This is a genomic window from Streptomyces sp. NPDC006476, from assembly GCF_040612015.1.
GTDB lineage: Bacteria > Actinomycetota > Actinomycetes > Streptomycetales > Streptomycetaceae > Streptomyces > Streptomyces griseorubiginosus_B.
Genome location: NZ_JBEXPK010000087.1, coordinates 1 through 25513, shown reverse-complemented (window position 1 = coordinate 25513; position 25513 = coordinate 1). Strand labels below are relative to the sequence as shown.

The 25513-nt window shown below is 68.1% G+C and carries 19 protein-coding genes and 6 pseudogenes; 14 read left to right on the top strand and 11 right to left on the bottom strand.

Annotation, left to right across the window (positions count from 1 at the left end):
* Positions 1 to 30 precede the first annotated feature (30 nt).
* Positions 31 to 852: pseudogene (locus tag ABZZ74_RS45770) on the top strand (serine/threonine-protein kinase); the annotation flags it as partial.
* A gap of 602 nt (positions 853 to 1454) precedes the next feature.
* Here the strand turns inward: ABZZ74_RS45770 and ABZZ74_RS45765 are convergent.
* Positions 1455 to 2450, bottom strand: a complete 996-nt coding sequence (locus tag ABZZ74_RS45765; RefSeq protein WP_356950050.1) for an LLM class flavin-dependent oxidoreductase — start codon at positions 2448 to 2450, stop codon at positions 1455 to 1457.
* Between the two features lie 87 nt (positions 2451 to 2537).
* Here ABZZ74_RS45765 and ABZZ74_RS45760 point away from each other — a divergent pair, with 87 nt between their 5' ends.
* Entirely contained in the window at positions 2538 to 3128 is a 591-nt protein-coding gene (locus tag ABZZ74_RS45760) for a VanZ family protein (RefSeq protein ID WP_356950049.1), read from the top strand.
* 232 nt (positions 3129 to 3360) lie between these two features.
* On the opposite strand, the gene ABZZ74_RS45755 is transcribed toward ABZZ74_RS45760, so the two are convergent.
* Both ABZZ74_RS45755 and ABZZ74_RS45750 read right to left on the bottom strand, forming a co-directional pair.
* A complete protein-coding gene (locus tag ABZZ74_RS45755) occupies positions 3361 to 4224 on the bottom strand; it encodes an aminoglycoside phosphotransferase family protein (RefSeq protein WP_356950048.1) in 864 nt (287 codons plus the stop codon).
* Between the two features lie 91 nt (positions 4225 to 4315).
* Positions 4316 to 4865, bottom strand: a pseudogene (locus tag ABZZ74_RS45750) (ATP/GTP-binding protein); the annotation flags it as partial.
* Between the two features lie 123 nt (positions 4866 to 4988).
* On the opposite strand from ABZZ74_RS45750, the gene ABZZ74_RS45745 reads away from it, so the two are divergent.
* Positions 4989 to 5357, top strand: a complete 369-nt coding sequence (locus tag ABZZ74_RS45745; RefSeq protein WP_356950047.1) for a hypothetical protein — start codon at positions 4989 to 4991, stop codon at positions 5355 to 5357.
* 327 nt (positions 5358 to 5684) lie between these two features.
* Here ABZZ74_RS45745 and ABZZ74_RS45740 read toward each other — a convergent pair.
* Positions 5685 to 5846 (bottom strand): annotated as a pseudogene (locus ABZZ74_RS45740) (IS630 family transposase); the annotation flags it as partial.
* Positions 5847 to 7456: 1610 nt separating this feature from the next.
* On the opposite strand from ABZZ74_RS45740, the gene ABZZ74_RS45735 reads away from it, so the two are divergent.
* Positions 7457 to 8401: a hypothetical protein gene (locus ABZZ74_RS45735; protein WP_356950046.1), complete on the top strand. Its 945-nt coding sequence runs from the start codon at positions 7457 to 7459 to the stop codon at positions 8399 to 8401.
* A gap of 206 nt (positions 8402 to 8607) precedes the next feature.
* Here ABZZ74_RS45735 and ABZZ74_RS45730 read toward each other — a convergent pair whose 3' ends face one another.
* Together ABZZ74_RS45730 and ABZZ74_RS45725 are read right to left on the bottom strand one after the other, a co-directional pair.
* Positions 8608 to 10164, bottom strand: coding sequence for a hypothetical protein (locus tag ABZZ74_RS45730; RefSeq protein WP_356950045.1), 1557 nt, complete (start codon positions 10162 to 10164; stop codon positions 8608 to 8610).
* A gap of 107 nt (positions 10165 to 10271) precedes the next feature.
* Positions 10272 to 10503: pseudogene (locus tag ABZZ74_RS45725) on the bottom strand (MFS transporter); the annotation flags it as partial.
* A gap of 524 nt (positions 10504 to 11027) precedes the next feature.
* Between ABZZ74_RS45725 and ABZZ74_RS45720 the strand changes: the two are divergent.
* Together ABZZ74_RS45720 and ABZZ74_RS45715 are read left to right on the top strand one after the other, a co-directional pair.
* Positions 11028 to 11165: a hypothetical protein gene (locus ABZZ74_RS45720; protein WP_356950044.1), complete on the top strand. Its 138-nt coding sequence runs from the start codon at positions 11028 to 11030 to the stop codon at positions 11163 to 11165.
* A 25-nt stretch (positions 11166 to 11190) separates the two neighbouring features.
* Entirely contained in the window at positions 11191 to 12567 is a 1377-nt protein-coding gene (locus ABZZ74_RS45715; RefSeq protein WP_356950043.1) for an IS110 family transposase, read from the top strand.
* Positions 12568 to 12658: 91 nt separating this feature from the next.
* On the opposite strand, the gene ABZZ74_RS45710 is transcribed toward ABZZ74_RS45715, so the two are convergent.
* Together ABZZ74_RS45710 and ABZZ74_RS45705 are read right to left on the bottom strand one after the other, a co-directional pair.
* Entirely contained in the window at positions 12659 to 14029 is a 1371-nt protein-coding gene (locus ABZZ74_RS45710) for a helix-turn-helix domain-containing protein (protein ID WP_356950058.1), read from the bottom strand.
* Positions 14030 to 14361: 332 nt separating this feature from the next.
* Positions 14362 to 15138, bottom strand: coding sequence for a GntR family transcriptional regulator (locus ABZZ74_RS45705; RefSeq protein ID WP_356950042.1), 777 nt, complete (start codon positions 15136 to 15138; stop codon positions 14362 to 14364).
* Positions 15139 to 15619: 481 nt separating this feature from the next.
* Here ABZZ74_RS45705 and ABZZ74_RS45700 point away from each other — a divergent pair, with 481 nt between their 5' ends.
* A complete protein-coding gene (locus tag ABZZ74_RS45700; RefSeq protein WP_356950041.1) occupies positions 15620 to 16705 on the top strand; it encodes a phytanoyl-CoA dioxygenase family protein in 1086 nt (361 codons plus the stop codon).
* A 38-nt stretch (positions 16706 to 16743) separates the two neighbouring features.
* Here the strand turns inward: ABZZ74_RS45700 and ABZZ74_RS45695 are convergent, their stop codons facing one another.
* Positions 16744 to 17901, bottom strand: coding sequence for a transposase (locus ABZZ74_RS45695; protein WP_356950040.1), 1158 nt, complete (start codon positions 17899 to 17901; stop codon positions 16744 to 16746).
* A 170-nt stretch (positions 17902 to 18071) separates the two neighbouring features.
* Between ABZZ74_RS45695 and ABZZ74_RS45690 the strand changes: the two genes are divergently transcribed.
* Genes ABZZ74_RS45690 through ABZZ74_RS45675 form a run of 4 tightly spaced genes read left to right on the top strand, consistent with a single transcriptional unit; the run spans position 18072 to position 22361 of the window.
* Entirely contained in the window at positions 18072 to 19406 is a 1335-nt protein-coding gene (locus ABZZ74_RS45690) for a DUF6271 family protein (RefSeq protein WP_356950039.1), read from the top strand.
* Positions 19403 to 20590 (top strand): type III PLP-dependent enzyme, encoded by a 1188-nt coding sequence (locus ABZZ74_RS45685; RefSeq protein WP_356950038.1) that lies wholly within the window; start codon positions 19403 to 19405, stop codon positions 20588 to 20590. The genes ABZZ74_RS45690 and ABZZ74_RS45685 overlap by 4 nt, the downstream gene beginning before the upstream one ends.
* Positions 20587 to 21150: a GNAT family N-acetyltransferase gene (locus tag ABZZ74_RS45680; RefSeq protein WP_356950037.1), complete on the top strand. Its 564-nt coding sequence runs from the start codon at positions 20587 to 20589 to the stop codon at positions 21148 to 21150. Before ABZZ74_RS45685 ends, ABZZ74_RS45680 begins: the two co-directional genes overlap by 4 nt.
* Positions 21135 to 22361 carry an MFS transporter gene (locus ABZZ74_RS45675; RefSeq protein WP_356950036.1) on the top strand — a complete coding sequence of 409 codons (1227 nt, stop codon included), beginning with the start codon at positions 21135 to 21137 and terminating at the stop codon, positions 22359 to 22361. The genes ABZZ74_RS45680 and ABZZ74_RS45675 overlap by 16 nt, the downstream gene beginning before the upstream one ends.
* A gap of 70 nt (positions 22362 to 22431) precedes the next feature.
* On the opposite strand, the pseudogene ABZZ74_RS45670 reads toward ABZZ74_RS45675, so the two are convergent.
* Both ABZZ74_RS45670 and ABZZ74_RS45665 read right to left on the bottom strand, forming a co-directional pair.
* A pseudogene (locus tag ABZZ74_RS45670) lies at positions 22432 to 22741 on the bottom strand (helix-turn-helix domain-containing protein); the annotation flags it as partial.
* 29 nt (positions 22742 to 22770) lie between these two features.
* Positions 22771 to 23100, bottom strand: coding sequence for a putative quinol monooxygenase (locus ABZZ74_RS45665; RefSeq protein ID WP_356950035.1), 330 nt, complete (start codon positions 23098 to 23100; stop codon positions 22771 to 22773).
* Positions 23101 to 23247: 147 nt separating this feature from the next.
* Between ABZZ74_RS45665 and ABZZ74_RS45660 the strand changes: the two genes are divergently transcribed.
* The 3 genes and pseudogenes from ABZZ74_RS45660 to ABZZ74_RS45650 form a co-directional block, all read left to right on the top strand.
* A complete protein-coding gene (locus tag ABZZ74_RS45660) occupies positions 23248 to 24081 on the top strand; it encodes a helix-turn-helix transcriptional regulator (RefSeq protein WP_356950034.1) in 834 nt (277 codons plus the stop codon).
* Between the two features lie 152 nt (positions 24082 to 24233).
* A complete protein-coding gene (locus ABZZ74_RS45655) occupies positions 24234 to 24926 on the top strand; it encodes an SDR family NAD(P)-dependent oxidoreductase (RefSeq protein ID WP_356950033.1) in 693 nt (230 codons plus the stop codon).
* Between the two features lie 89 nt (positions 24927 to 25015).
* Positions 25016 to 25424: pseudogene (locus ABZZ74_RS45650) on the top strand (transposase); the annotation flags it as partial.
* Positions 25425 to 25513: the final 89 nt, after the last annotated feature.

Genomic DNA, 25513 nt, shown 5'->3' with positions numbered 1-25513 from the left:
GCGGGCGCCCAAGCCGCCGGAAAGAGAAACGTGAGAGAGACCGTGATTTCCGGAGATAGCGATCACCAGGCGGCGAGTCGTTCCGAATCCGGCTCGGATCGAGTGATCGCCGGCCGGTATCAGCTCCACGAGGTCCTGGGCCGGGGTGGCATGGGCACGGTATGGCGGGCCCATGACCAACTCCTGGACCGCCCGGTCGCCGCGAAGGAACTGCACATCCTTCTGTACAGCGACGAGGAGCACCGCGTCCGGATCCGCCGCGCAATCCGTGAGGCGCGCGCGGTCGCCCGGGTGCCGCACCCGCACGTGGTCGGCATCCATGATCTCGTCGAGGGCGAGGACCGGTTGTGGATCGTCATGGAACTCGTCGACGGGCCATCGCTGGCGCATCACATCGCCGAGTCCGGACCGCTCGCACCGCAACACGCCGCCGCACTCGGGCTACAGCTACTCGAGGCCCTGGCGGCCGTCCACGCCGCCGGTACCCTGCACCGCGACGTCAAGCCCGCCAACGTCCTGCTGCGTCGCGACGGCAGCGCCGTCCTCACCGACTTCGGTATCGCGGCCCTGGACGACGGCGAGTTCCTGACAACCACCGGGGAACTGGTCGGCTCCCTTGAGTACATGGCGCCGGAGCGGGTGATGGGAGCGGAGGTCGGCCCGGCCTCCGACCTGTGGTCACTGGGCGCGACCCTCGCCACGGTCTGCGGTGGTCAATCTCCTTTCCGTCGGCCCGCGCGCCCCGCCACGCTGCACGCGGTGGCGTACGAGGAACCCGCCCTCTCGGATCAGCTGGGCCCGCTGCGCCCGGTGATCGAAGCGCTACTGCGCAAGTCCCCGGACGAGCGCCCCTCAGCAGCAAGTTCTCGTTCCGCCCTGCAGCGGGTCGCGGCGGGGGAGGCGAACGCGGGGCCGCTGCCGTCGGCGACTGTGCGGGTAGCGCGGCCGACGACTCAGCTGGCCGACGCGGACACCGTGACCAGCGGCCAAGAGCGGCTCGTACCGGCCGGGGAGACGGTGCCGACGGCCCTGCACACCACATCGCTCAAGCCCCCTCCCCAGCAGGCGTCCCGTTCGGCGGGTCCGAAACGGCTGATGTGGGCACTCGCCGGTACTGCCCTGCTCGCGACAGGCGTCGTGGGCGGTCTCTTCCTCACCGGGACCCTGCCGCCCAAGGATGGCCCGAGGACGACGACCGTCAGCCAGGTCGTCCAGGCGGCGAACAGCTGGCAGCCGGTGGCCGGAGTCTCCGTGCAGCGGGGGGACAAGATCACCGTGCGCTTCGTCAGGGGACAGTGGACCGCCGACTACCGGAACTGGCCCCTGACCGGGCCGAGCGGATACGACGCCGCCACCGACAAGGCGATGTCCGGTGCGAACAGCTGCAAGGTCAAGTCCGCGGCCCCGTTCGCCTCCCTGCTGGCGCGCCTCGTGGGTGAGAACAACTTCCCGGTTCACTCCGTCGGGCAGAGGCTGACCTTCCTGGCTGCCGGCAAGGGCACCCTGCAGCTGGGGATGAACGACACCGCCGGGTCGTGCTCCGAGGACAACAGGGGCTCGCTGACCGTGCGGGTCAGCGTCACCCACGGGTCCTGAGGGCGACGGTCAGCGACGCTCATGCCTCGCTGAGTGTGACGTCCTGCGGCCGGATCGCGTGGAAGCGGTGCAGGGGCATGCTGCCCTTGGGAAGGGCCGGCGATCGGTTGGGCGGCGCCTGCGCACCAGTGCGGTGGAACGTCGGCGGGAGCTCGCCGAACGGGCCGTGTTGCACCACCGCGCACCAGACCGATGCCGGCCCACAGATTGGGGTGGATCTCCAGAGCGTCCCGGCTTCCGCCGTGCAGGGCGAGCATCCGCCGCTGCCCTTCGGACTCGCTGCCCGTGAGCCCGGCCTGCACCGACCGCACGGTCTCCGGATCGAAGCCCGCCAGAAGACGGTCCGCTTCTGCCCAAGCCTGCTCGGAGGTATCGCGCGTGATGACATGGAGCCGGATACCGAAGCGCGGCGTCCGCCCTTCCTTCGCCGCGAGCCCGCGAATCCAGTCGATCTTCTTCGTGACCTGCGCGGGCGGTTCGCCCCAGGTGAGGTAGACGTCGATGTACTTGGCGGCGACCTCGCCGGCGATGGGGGAGGAGCCGCCGAAGTACACCTCCGGTACCGGATCGGGCACGCGGGCCAGCTCGAACTTCTGCTGCTCTGCGTCACCCTGACGTCGGATCACATTGACGTAGGCGAAGTGGCTCTGCGGGATCTGGGCCAGGCTCGCGTCGGCTGTGGCGAGCAGCCTGAAGATCTCGGCGAGGGTCAGCGCGCCGACGTCCGCTCCGCCGTGTTCGGCGGGCACGGTGACGGCGAGCAGCCCGGAGGCGGAGAGCTCGCCGTGGCCAGGACCGGTGTGGTGCGGCCGACGGCCGCCACGGTTTGTCGTCGCGGAGATCTTGTTCGTCATGGCATCAAACGCCGATCAATACGCCGCCGATATGTGCCGTGGGTGAGACTGCCCGTGACGACCGTATGGAAGCAGAGGGGTGGCAGGGTGCGTCTCGGAGGGTGGCACGGCTGGGTCGGTACGTTCACCGGGGTGGTGCTCCTCTCGGTGGCCGCGTTGCCGTTGGCGGCGCTGGCGGTCTGGGCTCTGGCCCGTTGGCGGAGGCTCGCCGGTGCCAGGGCGTCGAGGGCGTGGCGCATGTCGCTCGCCGGCGTCGGCATCGTCTACGGGACGGTGCCGCCGGTCTGGTTGATCCTGCTGCCGGGCGACGAGGACGGGGCGGTCGTGAACCTCGTGCCGCTGCGGGACCTGCTCACGATGGACACGGGCCAGATCGTCGGCAACCTGCTGGTGTTCGCGCCGCTGGGGTTCCTCGGCCCGCTGCGGTGCGCGGCGCTGGCATCGGTGTGGCGGGTTCTCGCGCTCGGGGCCGGCTGCTCGGTGCTGGTCGAGACAGCGCAGTACGTCCTGCAGCTGGACCGGGTGTCGTCCGTGGACGATGTACTGCTCAACACCGTCGGCGCCGGTCTGGCGGCACTGGCGTCACGCCGCTGGTGGCGCGCCGGCAGGAGCCCGCTCCCCGCGGGAGGAACGGGCCGGGAGAGCGGGGAGGTGAGCGGAGATCCGCATGAGGTGTGACGGCGACCGTCGACAAGCAGGCCTCCGGAAGTGAGCCCCTGCAGGTCGTCAACAGCGACTACGAACCGTGGAACCGGGAGCACATCGTCATTGACACCGCCGGACAAGACCGGCAGCAGTCATTGCCCTGCTCCTTCACCATCTTGATCACACCCGGCGGACCCCACCCCATCCCGAACCGGCCGCCCATCGGGCTGCGAAACGGAGCTAGGTCGACCCTGGAGGCCGTCCGTTACTCCAGCACTGCACGGAATGCGCGCTCGCCGATACGGTGCATCAGCGGGTTGTCCGCCGAGTGCGACAGGAAGACCAGGGACAGGGCGAGCGCCCACCCGCGGGCCCGCTCCCACGTCCCGTCGTCCGCGCGGCCGTACGCCTCTCGAAGGGCAGCGCGCTGCTGCGCGGTGAATAACATCCAGGCCACGGACAGGTCGGTGGCGGGATCGCCGGAGGTGATGTCACCGAAGTCGATCACGGCGCTGATCCGGCCGCGGTCGACCAGGATGTTGGCCGGGTGCAGGTCCCCGTGCAACCACACCGGCGGCCCGTCCCAGACGGGCGCCGCGGCGGCCGTCTCCCAGATCTGCAGTGCGGTTGCGTGCTCGGCCGGGTCAACATGGTTCAGCCCGGTCAGGACGCCCTCGGTGCGTGCGGCCAGCGGAATTCCGCGGGCCGGGCTGACGGGCGCCTCCGAAGAGGCCGGGGCGTGCAGCGCATCCAGAAAACCGCCGATCGTCGCCGCGGCCGACCAGGGGTCGTCCAGCTCAGCTCGCGCCGCGATCCGGCCCGCGAAGTACGGCACGATGCTCCAGGACCACGGGTACTGAGCCGTCGGCTGCCCGACACGCACCGGCGCCGGCACAGGCAACGGCAGGCGGTCGGCCAACTCCGGCAACCACCGCTGCTCGTGTTCGAGGAGTTCGGCGGCCATGGCACGCCGAGGCAACCGGACGAGGAATTCCTCGCCGAGCCGGCACACAAGGTTGTCCCAGCCGTTCGCCAGCACCTCGACCGGCAGATCCGCGAGGTCGGGGTGCTGTTCGTCGAGTAGACGGCGCACCAGACCGACGGAGAGTGATACCTCCGCGGCGGGCATGCGGTGAACTGTCACAGCGAGAACTCTAGGGCGGTGGCCCGGCGCGCGCTTGGCAACCACAGCAGGAAAGCCCACGACGACCACAACCACTGCGCCGTACCTGCCGGCGGGCTTTGTCCGCGGGGACGAGGGTGAGGTCGATGGTGTAGTTGATGGGGAAGTCGAGTATCTCCAGTTGGGCGAACAGGTCGGTGGCGTTGTGGCTGATGGTGGGTGGGCATTCGGCCAGCGCCAAGTGCGCCTGGTAGCAGACCCCGTTGTCGGATTCGATCTGCAGCCAGCGCCGTCCGAGTGGCGAGCCGGTGTTCGCTCGCCACCAGGCGGTGCGGCCGGAGCGGTGATGCGTCCCGTGCTGTCGAGTTCGCCGGGGTCGTCGAGGTGGGGGGTGATGCCGCCTTGCTGGAGGCGGGCTTGGCCGAGGTCGGCGTGGCTGGGGGAGCGCAGGACGCCGTCCCGGGCTGCCCTCCGTGCAGCTGGCTGGTCTCGGCCTCGGCCGGCAGGGGCTCGGCGAGGCCGCGGTGGAGGGCGTGCTGGATCATCCATACGATCTCCGCCGGGCGGGCGGGGCGGAAGGCGATGCCGCCGGCGAGCGCGGCCTGAATCCGCGAGGCCTGTTCGCGGTACGCGCTCACCTCGCGCCGGCACAAGCGGCCCAAGGGCCCGATCGAGAAGCCGGGCACACCCGCGAACGGCTGACGCGATGACCCTCCGCCACTGTCACAGGCCCCCGCTACTCTCACGGCGTTGAGATCAAGGAGGACTAGGTGCTTGAAGGCGTGCTGATCGCGGAAAGTCTGCGGCATGGAACGGAGTTGGCCGGAGTCCCGCTGCACATCACCAAGATCGCCAGAGTGGAGGTGAACAACGCGGCGGCCGAGCAGCCGCAGCTGTGGACTCTCCTGGACTTCGCCGCCGAGGAGGCCGACGCCGAGCGTCTGGCCGAGCAGCTGGCTGCCTGTCTCTCCCCGACCGGGGGCTGGTATGTCAACTACACCACCACCGCAGAGGCGTTCGTGATCTTCGCCGACAAGATCTTCCGCTATCCGCGCAAGCAGGCCGAAGGCCGTCGGCAGGCGCAGGACTACGCGCGCTCCATCGGTATCCCCGAGCCACAGCTGGATTGGCAGGACTGACCCGTCGGGTCGCGCCTCACCAGCGGGGCCCGACCGCTGCTACGGCCACCACCTGGGGACGTACAGGAACACGCGGGGTGGGGAATCGGCATGACCAGGCGCATCACCCGCCGAAGCTCCCTCGGGAACGGGCAGCCGGCACCCCGCGAACTGGTCCCGGACTGACCGGTTCCAAGGACAGCGTCCTCTCCTTGCTCCTGCCCCGGGGAAGACCACTGTCCCACCATCGGCCATGCCCAGTCAGCCGGTCGGGGGTGCCCCCTCACCGAGGAAGACCACGATCAACCGTCCCTGGGCGTCCATCCGCGGTTGTCCGCCCAGCCGCCCACTCACCTCGGCGATCTTGCCAACCGGCATACCCTGCGCGGACAGCAGCACCATCTGGGCCCGCCGCCAGGTCACCACCGACCCGGTGCCCCTGCGGACGGTCCGCGGCAGGCGCTGCCCCTCATCGTCATCGATCTCGCGGACGCGAACTCGTTCTGCCACCCGCACAGCCTGGCGACACCGCGCCGCCCGGACCAGCACCCGAACGGCGCGTCACATAACCCAGGGCTTCGGCGTAGTCGCGGGATGTCCGCTTCGTGATCGTGCGACGGCATCAAAGCCTTGCCGCGTGCGGGCCTGGGCCGGCTGCCATTGATGAGTGGCATCGGGACCGGTACAAGTGACGAGTGACAGAACCTCTTGCTCCTCTCCCGGATCGCCGCGTCGCCTCGAAGCCGGGAGGGTGGACCCGACAGTCACCGGGTGCGATGTTCGCCGCCCTTGCAGCTTTTCTCGTTACTCGCGACGTCACGTTCGGGTTCTTCATGCGCACGCTGCCCGACTGGGCGTACCGGGTTACGTTCTTCACGGGACTTGCTGTGTCAGCTGTTGCTTACGGTCTTGCCGTGTTGTGGCTCAGGCGATTGCCCTAGCAGGGCGGCTCACGGCAGGCTTCAGCGTTGCTGCACGGGCGTCCGGTCCGTGACGATCCGCCGGCTTGGCGGTCATCCGGGAGTTGACAGGCACGGACTCCCAAGATCATGGAGTCCTACCTTTCAAGCGTGGGTTTCTGCTGGTCATTCGTAAGATCGGTGGGCCCAGGGGCTCCGGGTATGGCTGTCATGGAGGAGCCGATCGGATGGCTCAGAGAACATGGCCGCCCGGAGCCCCGCGACGACTCGACCGCCAATTGGGATGCGCGACTTGATCGCTCTGTAGGACTACGTCGGCGAGGTCGTCTGCGGGATGGACTGCCGACTTCGCGCCTGGTCAACCCTTCGCTCCGACGCTGCCGTACCGCTCTGGACGCCAGCGGATCCGGTTGCGATCGAGACCACAATTGAGACCACGCACGGTCAGCGCGACGGGTCCTGCGCACCAGGCATTGTCAGTGGCTTCCTGCGTCCGGCCGACAGCGAGATCCACAGCCGACCTTGCGATCAGGCACAACGCCGTAATCTGAGGCGGCATCCGCCACGGGACGCACCGGGCGGGGCGGGGCCGGCAGTGTGAACTCTCGTTGCCAGAAGCCGACGTCGTGCCACTCCCCGTGCTTGAAGCCGGCCGTCCGCAGGGTGCCGCAAGGGGTGAAGCCGAGCGCCTCGTGCAGGCGCACGCTGGGGTCGTTGGGCAGGTCGATGACAGCGATCACGCTCTTGAAGGCCCTGCGCCTCCAGCGTTTTCAGCAGATGCGTGCACAGGGCCAGGCCTCGGCGCTGGTGGCGGTGGGAGACGTAGACGCCGGCCTCGGCCGTCCAGTCGTGGGCGCGCCGGGCCTTTCAGGGGAAGGCGTACGCGATGCCGGCGATCTCGCCGTCCGCCTCGGCGACCAGCCGGGGGTAGCGGGCGCGCAGGCGGGTGAAGTCGTCCAACACTCCTGCGGAGTTTGCGGCTCCGTACGGAAGTTGATCCGTGCTGGTCGCGATGTTTGACGAGGTCGCAGACGGCGGACACGTCCGCCTCGGTGGCGGGACGGATGTCGACGGGGGGTGGTTCCGGACTAACGCGGTTCCTTCGTTCGGTTCCCTCTGCTCCGTACCAGATCCGTCCCCAGACCATAACGATCCTGGATGTCATGGGACTTGACGCCTATCGCCGACTATCTTCACATCATGTCCACGCCACCCGAGGCTTCGCAGCCATCTGATCAGCCAGGCACCCCGGAGACGCCGGAGACGCCGGCGACCCCGAGCGCGTATCCGCACCCCAATCCGCAGTCCCTGAATCCGCAGCCCGCGGCTCCGGGTGCGCCGGGATCAGACCCGCCGCCGGCTCCCGCGCCCACACCGGCCCAGCCGAACTTCTACGCCCAACCCACCCTGGTCGGCCAGCCTGCGCAGCCCCAGCCCCAGCCCCAGCCCCAGCCGGGCAACCCGTATGCCGCGCAGCCCTACTACGGCCCCGTGCCCGTCCCAGCGGCCCCGGGTGGCGGTGGCGGCGCCGGGCGGGCCGTGCTGTGGGCGGTCGTCGGCGCGGTGGTCGCCTCCGCCGCATGGGCGGGCGGCGTGTTCCTCCTCGGCCGGGGCGACAGCGCCGACTTGCGCGGCTACAGCACCCCCTCGAACCTGTGCACAGGCGCGGACTACTCATCGTTCAAGGACGAGTACCCGGATGACGACTCCTCGCCGCTCCGCAACTCCCTCAAGTCCGACGCGCTGGACGAGAGTTACTGCAGCCTGAGCCTGAAGAAGACCCCGTCCAGCTACGGGGACGCCTATCTCACCATGCAGATGGACCTGCACAAGAAGACCGATCCGGCGGCGGAGTTCACCGCTCTGTGGAAGAACTACCGCAAGAGCCACTCGGGTTACGACGTGGAGATCGTCAAGGGCATCGGTGACGAGGCGTATCTCGTCAGCAACGACACCACCAGCGGCACGACCAGCGGATCCATCTATGCCACTCTCGCCGTCCGGGACGGCTGGATGACGTACACCATGGAGTTCACCGAGTACCGCACGACGTACGACAGTGACACGAGCCCGCCGGATCTCAGCGAGGTCCGTGACTGGCTGAAGTCGGACACCAAGTCCACACTGGAGCAGACCAAGGACTGAGCGCCGGTGCGGTGGCCGGTCGGCGAGCACCACCTCGACGGCCGGCCTCGGGCACCGGACGCATGGAGCCCCGGTCCCTGGGTATTCGCGGATCTGCACGTGATCGCACCGTGACCCGTGATGAAGGAGGGCACTACATGCTCATGGCACACCCGGCGGTTCGCCCCGGCCGGTGACGCTCGGCGCCACCGGCCGGGAACGGACCGTCAGTAACCGCTGCCGAGGCTCTGCATGATGTAGGAGCACTCGGTGTAGATGTAGCCGGAGCTGATCTTGACGGTGTCCTTGGCGGGCGACGAGGTGGTGCGGTTGTTGGGCTTGTGGACGAAGTAGGTGGTGCCCGCTGGCAGGCTGATGGTGCGCTGGGGGTAGCTCTTGCCGCTGGAGCAGGGCTTGAAGCCGGGGGTGATGGTGTCGGCGAAGGAGTAGGCCTTGCAACTGCCGCAGGCCTTGAGGGTGAAACTGCCGGTGACGGGGCCGGTGTAGAGGACGGTGATGTCGTCGGGGCTGTCGTTCTTCACCGTCACCGAGATGCCGCCGCCGGAGGCGGTGGTGGGCAGCTTCTTGCCGGCGGCCGGGATGGTCTGGGCGATCTCGGCGGCTATGGCGATCTTCTGGGCGCGGGCCCGGTTCTTGTCGTGCTTGTGAGCGGAGGCGAAGTCGGTGAGGGTCTGCTGGGCCTCATCGAAGTCGCCGTGCTTGTACTGGTGGACGCCGCAGTCGTAGTCACCGGCGTCGGCCTTCGCGCCCGCCCGGTCGGCGTCCTTGTCGAGGTCGCTCGACTGCTCGCCCGCGCTGCCGGACAGGTCGCCGATCTGGGTCTTCAGCTCGCGCAGCTGGGAGACCGCGGTGCACGGGTCGTCGCCGTGTACCTCCTTGGCGGCGGCGTCGACGGCCGAACTCACCGCGGGGGCGACCTTCGCGGCCGGCTCGGAGTCGGGGAAGGTGTCCAGCAGGTTGCCGTACTGCGTGACCCAGTCCGAGTCGCCACCGGACATCCGCTGCGAACCGCACTCGTACAGCGAGGTGGCGAGCCGGTTGTCGGGCCATGTGCGCAGAGAGCCGATGGTGTCCTTGGGCATGGTGTCGGGCACCGTGCGCAGGTACTCGAGCGGTGCGACGGCGTCGCAGTAGTTCTTGTGGCCGTAGGCCGCGCCCACCGTCGCGTAGTAGGTCTTCATCCGGTCGGGGACCTCGGCCGCCGCGCGGGAGCCCGAGTGGTGGACCGCGAGGTTCCGGTAGGTCTCGAGCGCCGACCTGTAGTCGGACTTGCCGCTGCCGAACGAGTCCCGGCCGGCCGCCGTCACCAGGTCGTCGGCCTTCTGGAGCCGGTCGAGGAGGGCCTGCTCGATGGCCTCCTGGCGGGCGTTGTCGTACAGCACGGACCCGCCCACCGGTACGGCGAGCAGCGCCACGCCCAGCAGGATCGCGATCGGCGACCGTCCCGGCCAGGCCAGTCGCGTGCGCAGTGCGACGACGGCGCCGTGGACGGCGGCCAGCACCAGGAACACGACGTACAGGCCGAGCGCGAGCCCGGGCACGCCGTCGGCGTCCGCGGGCAGCGCCACCAGCAGCAGGACGACGGTCGCCGCCCAGCACACGGCGGCCAGGACCCAGCGGCGCAGCAGCGCGTAACCCAGGCCCAGACCGCTGAGGTTGAGCAGGGCGACGGCGACGGCCCGGCCTGCGTCCGGCGGCGCGGGCGGAGGACTCGACGGCATGGGCGGTACGAATCTGTTCTGGCCGTAGAAATCCCCAGTCATGGTGGGCTCCCCCCGTCAATACAGCCCGCTTGCTTATGAATTGGCAGTGTACGGCCAATGGTGAGGAGCCGACAGGGCGGCCGGTTCCGTTTGTGATCACATCGTGGTCAACCGGTGGCCCGGTCGCCGCCGCCCCGCAGGCTTTCGAGGTCCGCGGGGCGTACCTGGACGACCATGACGGCGATCAGGGCGGCGATCACGTGGAAGACGGCGGCCATCACGAACGCGGCCGAGACACCGGCGGTGAGATCTGGTCGGACCAGGGCGACGGCAGATGTCCGGTCCGCCCGATCGCAGCCGTTCGGCCGGGGTGGCCTGCGCCAGGAACGCGGGGACCTGGGTGTGCGCCGCGTCGCGGTGCAGGGTCACGGCCTGCGCGAACGCTCCGATCTGTGCCTTCCCACGTGCGATGCCGAACTTCGGGTAGAACATACGAGCATCTCCGTGAAGACGTCGATAACCGCAGGGTTGCCGGCGTCCGGCATGCGGAAGTAGTTGATAGCAGTCTCTTCGCGACGCTTCTGAATATCGCTGATGGCGTTCACTTTTCCTCCTGGTACGTGGTCTGTTGTGGTGCGCGCGGCTTGGCACCACCTGGTCTGACGACTCGGAGGCCTGTACCCGACCGGGGAGAGAGACCCGCCGACAGCTGCGGCCGTGTCTCGGCTGACCCTCTGCGCGCATGCCCGGCTGCCCCGGGCCGCAGGGGCCCTGAAGTGCCTCCGCTCAGCTGGCGTTGAACGCCTCGGCGACGGTCAGCGTGTCCTCGTACATTGTGCCGGAAGCGTCCGGCACATGGTCGGGGAGCCGTTCCGGGAGCGGGGCATCACCCAGTCCAGCGCGGTGCGGGCGAACGTTTGCCTGTGGGGGAGTACACGCTCGTGCCCGAGCGCTTCCGGGCCGAGCAGGTGTATCCCGTGCCGACGGAGTGCGCGACGGTGGGCAACGTCGGCCGCGGGGTCGGACTGATCGGCGCCCCCGAGTGGCCGACGTGTCCTTGAGCTGCAGCCGCCGTTCGACCTGTCGGTGAGTCTCTTCGACACCTGCGTCGACGCGGCCGGGGCGCAGGAACTTGGAGCCGTCTCAGTCCCGTTGCGCGAGCTAGCGACGGGCTCGTACTGGCGCCCCTTCTTCTACCTGCTGGAGGCCCGCGGCCTGGCCTGCTGGCTGGTCAACGCCCGTGACGTGAAGAACGTCCCCGGGCGCCCGAAGACGGACAAGCTGGACGCGGTCTGGCTGGCCAAGCTCGCCGAACGCGGCATGGTCCGGGCCTCGTTCGTCCCACCGAAGCCGGTGCGGCAGCTTCGGGACTACACCCGCACCCGCACCGTGTTCGTCCAGGAACGCACCCGGTACAAGTACCGCGTGGACAAGGCTCTGCAGGACGCGCAGATCAAACTGTCCGGCGTCGTCTCGGACCTGTTCGGCATGTCCGGACGGGCCATGCTCGATGCCCTGGTCGCCGGAGAACGCAACGCGCGCACCCTGGCCGACCTCGCCGAAGGCAACTTGGTCAAGAAGAAGCCGGCCCTCATCGAGGCCCTGACCGGGCAGTTCGAAGACCACCACGCCCGGCTTCTGCGGGTGCTGCTGGGCACCGTCGACCACCGCACCGCGCAGATCGACGAACTCGACCGGCTGATCGCCCGGACGCTGGAGAAGATCACCACCCCGCCAGACTCCTCGGGCACCGGCAGCGAGCCCGCCAAGTCGGTCAGCGCACGGGCTCTGGCCGAGAAGCTCGACGCCGTCCCCGGGATCGGGCCGGCCACCGCGCAGATCATCCTCGCCGAGATCGGCGCGGACATGAGCCGGTTCCCCACGCCCGAACACCTCGTCTCCTGGGCGAAGTTGTGCCCCCGCACGATCCAGTCCGGCGCGAAGAACAGCACGGGTCCGGCCGGGCAGGGCAACCCCTGGCTCAAGGGCGCCCTCGGCGAGGCCGCCAACGCCGCCGCCCGCACCGACACCTTCCTCGGCGCCCGCTACCGCCGTATCGTCAAACGCCGCGGCCACGCCAAAGCCCTGGTCGCCGTCGCCCGCTCGATACTTGCCATCACCTGGCACCTGATCAACGTCCAGACGCCTCCTACCAGGAGCTCGGCGTCGACTGGCACCGCCGCCACCTCGACCCCGCCCGCAAAACCCGCGATCTCGTCCGCCAGCTCCAGGCCCTCGGCCACCAAGTCGCCCTCACACCGGCATCAGCCTGACCGGCCCGCCTCACCGTCATCCGGTCCGCACGCGGCCCGGATGCTGCTGCCCTCCCGGACGTCGATTTTCCGATCAGCTTCAGAGAGAAGCCAAGACATCAGTGTGCGCGCCATCTTCGCCTTTGTGAGCCTGGCCTGCACCGTCGCCGACCTACGTCAAATCCCTCTGCCGGCCACGCCTTCCGGCTGACTCCGAGCTACCGGGAGCACTCCGCCTGCGGCATGGTATCGGCTTCGGCCGGGCGTCCATGGCGGTGTAAGGGAGGCTCACCCTCCTCTTCTCAGCCCCTGTGCGCAGCCTGCCGGGGGAGCCAGATCTGGCCCTTGACGCGATCTGGGTGCCAGGAGCCGACCGGGCCGTAGGTCACGTACTGACGCACGGGGTCGTGGAGCCGGTACAGCCGCTGGCCGTCGGGGGGCGCTGTGACCGGATACGCCAGGTGGCGGTCGACCAGTTCATCGAGGAGATCCGCGGCCATTCCCGATGACGGAGTCACCTCGGTCACCATGTCGTCGGCACTGAAGTCGCCGTTCACGTTCCTCAGCCGGAGCAATGAGGCCCGGAGCGGAGTCGGCAGCGAGCTGTAGTAGGCCGCCACACTGGCTTCCAGCGACAGATCGCCGATGCGCAGGAAGCGAAGCCGGTCCTGCTCGTTGGTCAACCGGTCCGCCAGATCACGCAGCGACCGGTGCGGTCGCCCTGATAGCCACAGCCCGGCGATGTGGAGAGCCAGAGGCAGACCGCCGCAGAACCGCAACACCCTGGACGCGGCCGATCGCTCTGCAGCTGTGCGGGCGGTGCCGAGCAGGTCCTGCAGCACCCGAAGGGCGTCCGTGTCGCTGAGGGCATCGATACTCTGACGGAATTGCCCGGTAAGAGCGGGCAGTTCACGGCGCGCGGCCACCAGCACGGCGTGGCACGAACCGTCCACCAGCAGTGGTCGCACCTGTGCCTCGCTGTCGACGTTGTCCAGGACGACGAGAACGCACTTTCTGCTCAGCGCGTCCCGTAACCGGGCAGCTGCCTCCTCCGGATGATCGGCCACCGGGCCGGCGCCGAGGGAGCGCAGGACGCGGGGAACGATCTCGTCCGGCGTCAGTGGTGTGGTGGACATGTTCGGGTGGAGGTCTACGAAGACCTGACCATCCGGGAACCGGTCACGCGCACCGTGTGCCGCTTTGATGACCAGTGCAGTCTTCCCTGCACCGGGCGGCCCGACGACGATCACGGGCCGGCCTGTGTGGCCGTCTTTTGCGGCTGAGAGGTGAGCCCGCAGGGAAGCAAGGTGCGTCGCACGACCGACGAGGCTGTGGCGAGGAACAGGGGGGAGTTCGAAGGGTACGGGACCAGGCGCTGACAGGTGGTGGTCTCCGGCGCTCGGTCGGCGCATCAGTCGGCCGATGTCCTCCGAGGGCAGTCCGAGGGCCTTGGCGATCAGAAGGAGCGACTGCTTGCGGGGACGGGAGGTGTGTCCGGTCTCGAGGTTGCGGATGGCCCGCACGCTCACCCCGGATCGCTCCGCGAGGTCTTGCTGGGTCAGACAGGCTGCCTCGCGTGCGGTGATCAGCGTTTCCGCCAGGGTTGGTGACAACGATGTCCGGGATGTGGGAACGGAAGTCTCCAGGGCAGGGGACAGCGAGCGGCCTGACACCCGAAGGCGGTCTGCGCCTTCATCAGTCTCGGCGGTCGTTGGTCGGCCGGCTTCGGGCGGCGTCGGGACGGCTTCGGTTCGGTTGGTGAGAACACCCTGTCGTGTCACGGATTTCCCAGGATTGGCGGGGCGGGACTGATCCTCAATGGGTTCGGCCGTGAGGCCGGCTTCGAGGGACCAGTTCTTGACGTGCGATCGGGGCGCTCACAGTGAGGTGAAGGCCGCCTCCGAGCGTTGGGGGCGCGATCAGCTGGCTGCAGCGCGGTCGTAGGGCTGGCCATGAGCATGGAGTGCCCGAGAAGAGGGACGAACGGCCATGGTGGGACGGCGAATCAATCCAAGGCCCGGTCCGCGGTGGGCAGCAAGGTCACCACGAACTTGTAGCGGGAGCCGCGGTACACCGAACGGACCCACTCCACCGGTCTGCCTTCCGTGTCGTGGGAGTGTCGGGACAGCAGCATCATGGGAAGGCCCACGATGGTCGAGAGCAGCCCGGCCTCGTACGGGTTCGCGAGCGTGGTCTCGATGCCCTCCTCGGCTTTTAGGAGGTGAACTCCATACACCTCGGCGAGTGCCGTGTACAAAGAGCTGTACCTGGTCAGCGTTTCGCGCAGGCCGGGGAAGCGCCGTGCGGGCAGGTGGGTCGACTCGATGGCCATGGGCTCGCCGTCGGCCAGCCGAAGTCGTTCGAGGAGCACTACCTCCTCGCCGATGTCGATGGCGAGCAGGCGTGCCAGTTCCTCGTCAGCCTTGATGTGACGCAAATCGAGGATCCGTGAGGCAGGTTTGAGTCCCTGGGCCAGCATGTCCTCGGTGTAGGAGGTGAGCTGAAGGGCGCGGTAGAGCTTCGGCCGTGCAATGAACGTGCCCTTCCCGTGGATCCGGTCCAACTTGCCTTCACTGACGAGCTCTTGCAGGGCCCGCCGGACCGTGGTGCGCGAGGTGTCGAGGCTGACGGCGAGTAATCGCTCGGCGGGCACGCGTTCTCCCGGCCCCAGCGACTCCGCCATCTCGAGGATGTGCTGCTTGACTCGGTAGTACTTCGGCACCCGTGTAACGGCACCAGGCATTCCGGTGCCGTCTTGGACGACGCTCACTCTGGTGGTCATGATCCGCCTTCCGGGCGCACTGCAGGTAATTCGTTATAGCCCGCCCACTCGTCGTTGGTCTAGTCCAACCAAGAAGTGTGTGGCAACACGGACGGGAGGCCCGCGGCCGACCAGGTACGTCGCGATGAACGTCCGGGCGGACCTGAACCCGAGAACGGTCCAGGTCATGCACCGCAGGCCGGCACCCTCGTCATCAACGGGGCCCCTGGCCGCCGGCCGGCCACAGTCATGGTGCTCGTACCCGCAAGTCGAGCAGCCCGCACCCCAGTCGGCACCTGGAGTCCCCGTTCATCACGCCGCACCACGCACAGGAGCGGGTTCGGCCGGTAACAGGCAGCTGACAGGCAAATGGCGGCAACTTCCCCCGCTGACGATTGACATCACCAATTGGTCCAGTCCACTTTGGCTGCAACCTCAGTTCGATCAGTAACGGCCATGAGTTCCTCTCGACCACTGAGGAATCGCGCCTTGGAGTGATCGCATGCCGACGCCCGACCCGTATCTGTACCGCGCCCCGACACGGCGCCCCTATTTCAGCGCTGACGGTGAGACCTACCTCGCGCAGACGCAACTGAGAGACATAAAGCTCGAGGAGCCACAGTCGCTGCGCGTACTGTCGGAACAGGATTTCGCCTTCTGGCAGACGTATGGCTATGTGGTCGTGCGCAACGCCGTCTCTCCAGGCGCGGCAAAGAGCCTGTACGAGTTCGCCTGGGAGTTCGCGGGGCTTGACCCCGACCGGCCCGAAACCTGGTACCAAGAACGTGAGTTCCGCTCGGACCTCGACCGTGACCTGCACGTCTACGGCTTCGTAGAGGCGTACCACCATCAGCTGATGTGGGACAACCGGCAGACCCAGCGGGTCTACGACGCCTTCGTCGACGTGTGGGACTGCGAGGAGCTGTGGGTCACCCTCGATCGGCTGAACCTCAACCCGCCCAACCGGGGCAGCCGTTCACGCTCCCTCATCGCGCCGACCGACGAGGGATTCGACATCGAGCTGCACTGGGACGTGGACACCACCCTCGGCGTGCTGCCACAGCGGGTGCAGGGCATCCTGGCCCTCAACGACACTCAGCCCGAACTCGGCGGATTCCAGTGCGCACCAGAGCTGTTCCGCCAGTTCGATGAGTGGCGGATCGCGCAGCCGGCCGATCGGGACCCGATCAGGCCCGCGATCGACCGCGCCGAGTTCTCCGTGGTACGTCCCGACCTGCAAGCCGGCGATCTGCTGATCTTCAACGGACTGCTGGCGCACGGCGTCGCGCCCAACGTCTCCGACAACGGCGTGCGGGCCGTGCAGTACCTGTCGATGATGCCGGCACTGGAGGAGCACGAAGCGCTGCGCCGCTCCCGTGTCCATTCCTGGCGGACTCTCAGCACACCCGACTGGAACGCGACGTTGCTCGGAGACGTCGATCGGCACGAATCGCTTCGCTACGGTGCCGCGACGCTCAACGACCTCGGTAGGAAACTCCTGGGGCTCGACTCCTGGAGCGAACGAGAGAGCGGCAAGTCAACTGCCCGGGCCCTGAAGGGCCGGGCTTGCAGGCAGAGTGAGACGTGATGCTGGTGTCCCACTGTGGGGTCCTGCGTCCGGAGCGCCTATGGCGTTCTGGGGCGGTTGACTGCGCCCCGCTGCCACGCAGCATCGGCCCGGTGGGCGATGTTGCGGGAGCCGTTGTGGTCCGCGTGCAGGATGGTCCCACAGGACTTGCACGCAAACCTCGCCTGGGTCACCCGGTTCGATCGGTGGGTGTGCCAGCACTCCGAGCACTGGCGGGAGGTGTTGCGCGGGTCCACATGGACCACGGGCACACCGGCCCGCCTGGCTTTGTACTCGACGAACGCGCCGAGCTGGGCGAAGGCCCACGAGTGCAGTCGTGCCCGCTGGTCTTTCCTGGCCGTAACCCTCTGCCGGATACCGGTCAGGTCTTCCAGACCGATACCCCGCGAGGTGCGTTCAGCGGTGGCGACGAGCTTCTTGGCGATGATGTGATTGCGCTGGGTGGCGTAGCGGGCCTCACGGCGCCGGTTGCGCTTCATCACCCGGGCCGCGGACTTGGTCCGCTTCTTCTGCACCTTCGAGCGCAGCTCACGCCTGCGCCGGCGGTAGCGGTTCACCTGACGGCCGGACATGATCCGGCCGTCCGAGGTCGTGGCGATGTTGACGATCCCGAGATCCACACCCAGGAAGCCCTTGGGCTCGTACACCTCGGGCTCGGGGATGTCGATGGTGGCGATCAGGAAGAACATGCCGTCCCGCATCACCAGGTCGGATTCGCCCTTGCGCTGCTGGAGCAGCTTGAGCGCCTGCGGGGAGCCGACGAACGGGATGCCCTTCAACCGTCCGGACACCGTCCAGATGCTGACGGTCCGGGCGTCGAGGTTCCAGGTCAGCATCCGGTCGTCGTACGGCTGCGCCGACGTCTGCCGGAACCTGATCGGCTTCGACTCGGCTTTGGCCCGGCGCTTGGAGCCTTCCGGCCCGCAGTTGCCTGCGCGGATGTTGGCCTTGAGCGTGGCATACGCATCGCACACCTTCTTCACCGTGCGCACCGCGGCCTGCGCCCCGAGATCGAAATCAGCCTTCATCCGGTGGTACACCGCGTCCTGCAACACGTTGCGCCGCTTCAGATCCTTCGCGAACGCCACCTCAGAGGCCGCGTTCGCGGCCCGGTTACAGGCACGCAGGGTCGCCGCCAGAGCGCCCGCGTCATACGCGGACGCCGGCAACAACTTCACCTGCGCGACGATCTTCACGCAAGTGACACTAGTAAGCCCTTGATCAACGAGTCAACTCGGTGCCGCCTGCGGCAAGTCCGGGCCAGACGAAGAACCGCCCTGGCGGCGGTTCTTCTTTCCCTGCCCTGCACCGCAGGAGCTTCGATTCCACCCCGCCCTAAAGGACGGGGCATCCTCGAAGGAGACAGGTGAAGCACACCACCAGCACCGACCGGATCTGCCTGGCTCTGCCGACCAACAGGGCGTGTGAGGAGGCCATCGTCGGCATCGCCGAGGAGGCCGCGTACGCCGCCCGCACTTTTGGTATCGAGGTGCACCTGCTCATCCTCGACTCCTGCGACCAGGCCACATGGACGGAACACACCCGCGTGGTGGCCGACTTGCCGGCCATCCCCGACGTGATCGTCCACCACCTCGACGAAGCACGCCAACGGGATTTCCTGCGGCGCACGATCCAGCGCTCCGACCTCGCCGCACCCGACCGGCTGCTCACCCTGATGCTGCCTGCCGACCTCTCCTACGGTGCTTGTACCAACCGTGCCTTCCTCATCGCCAGCGCACTTGGCTGCCGGTCGGTGCACCGCAGGGACTCGGACTCCAGCTATCAGGTGTTGGATGGCGAAAAGGTCTTTCCCATCCATCATGAGCTGGCCTCACTCGGGAAGACCGCGTCCAAGGCGTCGGCGGCCGTGACGGAGACCGTCCTCGCCCCGCACCACGGCCAGCGCCGGGTGTCGATGGTCGGAGCGTCCTTCGTCGGTGAACCGTCCGTGGACATCGCGGAGATCGAGCGTCTCGACGCGGGCGTCTACCACGACGTCGTCAGCCTGTGGGCCCCCGCCCACTGGTCGGACGAGCAGAAGGGACAACTCGTCGAGGAGTCCTTCAAGGGCGCCGGAACCACCCCCTTCACCGAGGACCACTCCACCCTGACACTCGTCGACCCCATGAGGGTCGACATGTGCAACATTGCCTTCCACCACGAGGTATACGAGCGGGTGCCGCTGCCCCCGGCGACCGACACCATAGGCAGCGACTACTTCCTCATCCACCTCGTCCACGACGCCGCACTGCCCGGCGTACTGCACAACCGCCATATCCAGAACTTCTACACGCCCTTCCGACGCACCGACGCCGGCTTCCGCGCCTACCAGCTGAGGTTTGTGAAGTTCCTGCTGTCGATGCTCTACCTCAACGACGTCTACGACCGGATGAGCGCGGCCCCCGACACCGCACTGCTGGACGAACAGGAGCGGGTCCGCGCAGACGTCATCTCCGGCTTCCTGCGCCAGAGCGCCGGTCGGGACCAGACGGAGAACGTCTGGCGACTGGACCGGGTCAGTACGGCGTACCGGAAACTGGGCGGCCGCTACGCCGAGTTCGCCGACCTGATGGACGCGCGCCGGAAGCAGCTGCTGGACGAGGCGCAACAGGACACGGAGGACTTCGCGTACCTGATCGATGCCTGGCCCGTGCTCGTGGGCGTCGCCCGGGACACCGGCCTCGGGAGTGCGGGCGCGTGAGCTGGAACCTGGACACGCGACTGGCTTCCGCGCTGGCTGCCGCTTCAACGGATCGGGTCGTTTTCGATCTCACCGGGATCGAGGGCCAGTACGACCGCCTGGTGCGCGAACTGCCGGTGACCGTACGGTTCGCGATGAAGGCATGTCCGGTCGACGAGGTGCTGACCTGCCTCGCTGACCGAGGCGCCGGATTCGACGCGGCGAGCCCTGGCGAGATCGAGCAGGCGCTACGACTGGGTGTGCCCGCGGACCGCATCCACTACGGCAACACCGTGAAGTCCGACGCGAGCATTGCCGAGGCCCACCGGCTCGGTGTGCGGACGTTCGCCACGGACAGCGTTCAGGACGTGGCGGCCATCGCCGCCAACGCCCCCGGCGCCCGTGTGTACTGCCGCCTCGCTACAAGCGGCGAAGGCGCCCTGTGGGGACTCAGCCGCAAGTTCGGCTGCTCCCGGGACGACGCCGTTCGCGTGCTGACCGTGGCCCGTGCCGCCGGCCTGACCCCGGCCGGGCTGTCGGTACACGTGGGATCACAGCAGATGACGTACGACGCGTGGCGTCAGGCCGTCGACCAGCTGGCGGAGGTCCTGGTGGCGTTGCGTCACCGGGCCATCGTGCCGGACCACGTCAACCTCGGCGGCGGCTTGCCCGCCCTCGGATACCTGGACCGGCACGGCCGCCCGCTGGAGCCGCCGCTGGACAAGATGTTTGCTGTTCTGCGCGAAGGCATCGAGGAATTGCGGCGCCTGAACGCAGCGCCTCTCGACATCGTCATGGAGCCCGGTCGCCACCTGGTCGCCGATCACGGCGCGATCCGCGCACACGTCTACCGGCTCACCGAGCGGCGGCAGGCCGACGGAGAACTGGTGCACTGGCTCTACCTCAGCTGCGGAAAATTCAACGGCCTCTACGAGATGGACGAACTCTGCCACAGGCTCGTCTTTCCAGGACACGCCGATGGCGAGTACGTCGCGGCCGTCGTGGCCGGCCCCACATGCGACAGCGACGACGCCTACCGGACCGCACACCTACGCGTGCCCAAGGCGCTGACGTCCGGCGACCCGGTGTGGATCCTGTCCGCCGGCGCCTACGCCACCAGCTACATGACGCAAGCCTTCAACGGCTTTGGACCGCTGCCGCACATGGTGACACCTGCCGAACTCGGCCACGCGGAGGCGGCGTGAGCGAGGAGCGGGTCGGCCACGACGAGCGCATCCGTCCCGTGCGGGACAATGACTGGCCGGGCATAGCCGCGGTGGAGGCAGCGGCTTATGCAGGAAGTTCACTCACCGAGGGCCTGGCAGCGCTGGAATCGAAGGGGCGCGCCTCACCGGACACCTGCTTCGTGCTGGACCTCGACGGAGAAATAGAAGGCTACCTGCTCGCGCTGCCCTACCCGAGGTTCCAGTACCCACCGCTGGCCCGGGTCGACGAGCCCGCACGCGACTCACGCAACCTCCATCTTCACGACATGGTCGTCGCCCACGAGCAGCGGGGCAACGGGTGGGGGCGGGGCCTGCTGACCCGGTTGACGGCCGCCGCGCGACCGAGGTTCGAGCACATCTCGCTCGTCGCCGTCGACGGCATGGCCCCCTTCTGGGCCGCTCACGGTTACCGGGCCCACCCACGGGTCCGGCTCCCGGAGAGCTACGGCGAAAACGCCGTGTACATGTCCATCGCGGTATCCGGCAGAGATACCAGCCCTTCGGAGGAGGCGGCCCGATTTCCATGCCCCGTGTCCTAGACGATTTCAGGCGTACGCAGTTGGCCATCGCGGCGCTGTTCTGCTTCCTGGGGTTCCAGTACGCCACCTGGGCCTCCCGCATCCCCGCCCTCAAGGAACGCCTCGATCTGAGTGCCGGCGAGGTGGGCCTGCTGCTCGTGGTCACCGGGGCGGGCGCGGTGGCTTCCTTTCCGCTCATCACGTTCCTGATGCAGCGCCTCGGGGCGCGCAGCGTCGCCCTGCTGTCCGGGCTCAGCCTGGTGGCGATCCTCCTTGTGCTGGCCGTGGCCCCGAACTACCCGACGGCGCTGGTGATTCTCTGTGCGGACGGCGTGGCCGTGGGCTGTCTGAATGTGGCGATGAACGCGCAGGGCGCCGCTTTGGAGAAGGTGCACGGACGTACGGCGATGACACAGCTGCACGCCACCTTCAGTGCGGGTTCGTTCCTTGCCGCTCTGTTGTCGTCAGGGGTCACGGCACTGACTCCGGACATCGCCCCCCATTTCGCCGTCGCCTCGGTGATCCTCCTCGTGCTCCTCGCGTATGCACGTCCGCGTCTGCTCGCGGAAGAGGTTTCCGCGGCTTCCTCGGGCGAGCCGGTAGCCGAGCAGGAGGAGGGCAAGCGCCGTCGCAGGTTCACCCGGCTGACACAGGCAGTGCTCTGGCTCGGCTGCGCCATGGTGTTCGCCGAGGTGGTCGAAGGGTCCATGAATGACTGGTCCGCGCTGTATCTGAAGGACATCGCCCACGCGTCACCCCAGGTCGCGCCGTTGGGCATCGCCGTCATCTCGAGCGTGATGGTCGTCGCACGCCTCTTCGGTGACGGCTGGCGCAGCCGCTGGGGTGACGCCAGGGTCGTCCGCGTCGGCAGCACGGTGGCCGGCGCCGGACTGGGCCTCGCTCTGCTGACCGGAGGTGTTGTTCCCGCGCTCATCGGTTTCGCGTGCGTGGGGCTGGGTGTGGCCGCCGTGGCACCATGCCTCTACGTCGCCGCCGCGGCCGAAGGGCCGCAAGCCCTCTCTGTCGTCGCCGCCACGGGCACCATCGGTCTGCTCGTCGGACCAGCGGTGATCGGATTCGTCGCCGAAGTGAGCGATCTGGCCTGGGGCATGGCCGTCGTGGCAGCCTCGGCCGTCGTCGTCTCCCTGTGCACGACGCGCCTCCGCTTCGTCTCCACGAAAGCCTCGTCTGAGGTGAGCGAGACAGACATGGCCGAGAAGGGGATGACGTGATCCTTCCGCCGGGGCGGACGCTTATCCGCGGCCGTCGGCTGCGGCCGATAGCGCGGACTGCTCCTGACGCCACACACAGCACCAGCGCATGCTCGGGCGGGGCGAGATGCAGGCCCACCACATCGCGGGACCTTCTCGATGAACTCAGGATCCTTCGAGAGCTTGAAAGTGTCCATCAGGTGCGGCTTGGGGCTGAGGTATACCAGATGCGCGTGATGGCCGGCTGGGAGAGGCCTACCTCCTTGGCCAGCGACCGCGTCGACCAGTGCGTGGCGTCTTTCGGCGTGGTCTCCAGTCCTGACGACCACTTCTTCCACCTGGGCATCGGTGATCTTCCGGGGCCCGCCCGGGCGAGGCTGGTCGACCAGGTCCTCCAGCCGGTCCCGCGCAAAGCGGGCCCGTCACTTGCTCAGTCAATCCCCTCCGAACGTGGAGGCCTTCCTATGCAGCCAACTCCTCCGTTGCTGCCGTCCATCAGTTCCAGCAGTTGGGGCACCAGGTCCTGCATGCGGGGCGCCTGCAGGTGGCGTTCGAGGGCCTCGCGGCTCTCCCAGCGCTCGAAGATGACGAACGCGCCCGGTTGTCCCTGGACCTGGTGGGCCTCGTAGTCGATGTTGCCCGCGTCGTAGCGGGATGCGGTGACAGCGGCTGTCATGAACGCCTTCATCGCGGCTCCCTTCCCGGATTTGGCCCGGGCTTCCCACAGCACGGTGACGTAGTGGTTCGACGTCGTGGTCATACTTGCTCCTCCTGACTCCGAACAGCATCGTTGTGCGCCGTTCACGACTCGACACTGAGCCCTCGGGGAGCGTCGGCGGGAGCCACGGAACTTCGTGGTACAGCGCGTACCACCCAGCGGGGCGGGGTGTGCGGGAGGATGGTGTGCATGGATCAACTCGGTGCCGCGCTCCGGGCGTGGCGGGACCGGCTGGATCCCGCGACGGTGGGCTTCGCACACGGCTCACCTCGTCGGGTCCCCGGTCTGCGACGCGCGGAGCTGGCAACGCTGGCCGGCATCTCGGTCGAGTACGTGGTCCGGCTGGAGCAGGGACGGGTGGCGACACCCTCGGCGCAGGTCTGCTCGGCCCTGGCCCGCGCCCTGCACCTGTCCGACGACGAGCACGCTCACCTTTTGCGCATGGCCGGTCATGCAGCGGATCCGAGCCGGGTTCCAGGAATGATCCCAGGGAGCCTGTACCGGATCGTGGACCAGCTCGCTGGCAACCCGTTGGCGATCTACGACGCCACCTGGCAGTTGCTGCACTGGAATCCACTGTTCGCGGCCACGTTCGGCGATCCCACGGTCCGCGGTGTGGGAGATCGCAACGTCCTGGTCTGGCAGTTCCTGGGTGAGCTGCCCCGGGTCCGGCAGACGGCGGCCGAGCGGGCGGCGTTCGAGGAGTCCCTCGTCGCCGACCTGCGCGCGACGACGAGCCGGTACCCCGACGATCCCGACCTCGCGGCGTTGGTATCGAGGCTGAACCTCAGCCCACGGTTCTGCGAGTTGTGGAGCCGCCGAGCGGTGGGCGGTCACCAGAGTGCGCACAAACTCGTCCAGCACCCGGATGTCGGAGACATCGCCATGAACTCCGACATCCTCAACACCCAGGACACGAACCTCCGCCTCGTGGTGTACACGCCTCAGCCAGGCACCGACGCCCGCAGCAAACTCGAATTCCTTGCGGCCATCGGGGTCCAGAGGATGTCTCCTCAGAAATGAAGGCCCGCGTTCCGCCTCGTCCGGTGGACCAGGCTGCTGGGTGGTACGCGCGGTACCAGGAAGTCCCGTAGCTCCCGCCAACCCTCCCGGGGACCCAGCATGGAGTGCGTGAACAGCGCACGACCGTGCTGTTCGGACCAGGAGGAGCCAGCATGACCACCACATTCATCACCGGGGCCAACAAGTCTCTCGGTTTTGAAACCGCTCGTCGCCTCGTCGAGGCGGGACACACCGTCCTCCTCGGTGCCCGCCACCGTGAGCGCGGTCGGGCCGCGGCCGAGTCGCTCGGCGCCCGATTCGTTCAGATCGACGTGACCGACGACGCCTCGGTCCAGGCCGCGGCTGCGGATGTCTCCGCGCATGAGGGAACGATCGACGTCCTGGTCAACAACGCCGGCGTCCTTGGCAAGGTCGGCCCCGTCGAGGAGTACACCGCGACCGACGTGAGCGCCGTGCTCGACGTGAACGTCGTCGGGATCGTGCGCGTCACGCACGCCTTCCTCCCGCTGCTGCGCAAGTCGCCGAACCCCGTCATCGTCAACGTGTCCAGCGGTATGGGCTCCTTCAGCATGACCCAGGACCCGGCGCGGATCGAGTCGCAGTATGCCCTGCCCCTCTACTGCGCCTCGAAGGCCGCGGTCACGATGCTCACGACGCAGTACGCCAAGGAACTGAAGGACGTGAAGGTCAACGCAGCAGACCCCGGGCAGACCGCGACCGACTTCACCGGCGGCCTCGGACACAGCGTCGCCGACGGCGCAGAGTCCATCGTGACCCTCGCGACGATCGGCCCGGATGGGCCGACGGGACAGTTCATCGACCGATCCGGGAACCTCCCGTGGTGACCTACCCTGAGCTCAGGGTCGGTCGACCCGCCGCCCTGCGCGTACCTCATGCTCGTAATCTCTACGCTCAGTGATCACGAAGGACGGCCGTGCCCGCGCTGCCAGCTTGCCTGCTCGAACCCCTGTGGGACCAGTTCGCCGCGCTCCTCCCCGTCCGGGAGGAGTTCGTCGTCGGCCGCCCGCTGGGCTGTCACCGCCGCCGGATCCCCGACCGAACCGTCTTCGAGCACGTCGTGCTCGCGCTGGTCCATGGTTCCGGCTACGAGCGGATCTCCACGCCCGGATGCTCGGACCGCACCATCCGCCGACTCCTCAAAGAGTGGTCCCGGCAGGGGATTTCCAAAGTGCTGCACGCTCTCGCCCTGGACGCCTGCGACCGGATGATCGGCCTCGACCTTGGCGAGATCTCGGTGGACGGCTGCATCACCAAGGCCCCGTCCGGCGGGGAGAAGGCCGGCCGCTCCGCCGGTAGACCGGGGCAAGCAGGGGCTAAGACGTCATCTCATTTGGCGTGTTCGATACCCTGTTGACGTGGGAATCGTTGAGCGGCTGGTGCCGGACGAGTTGTGGGAACTGTTCCAGCGGGT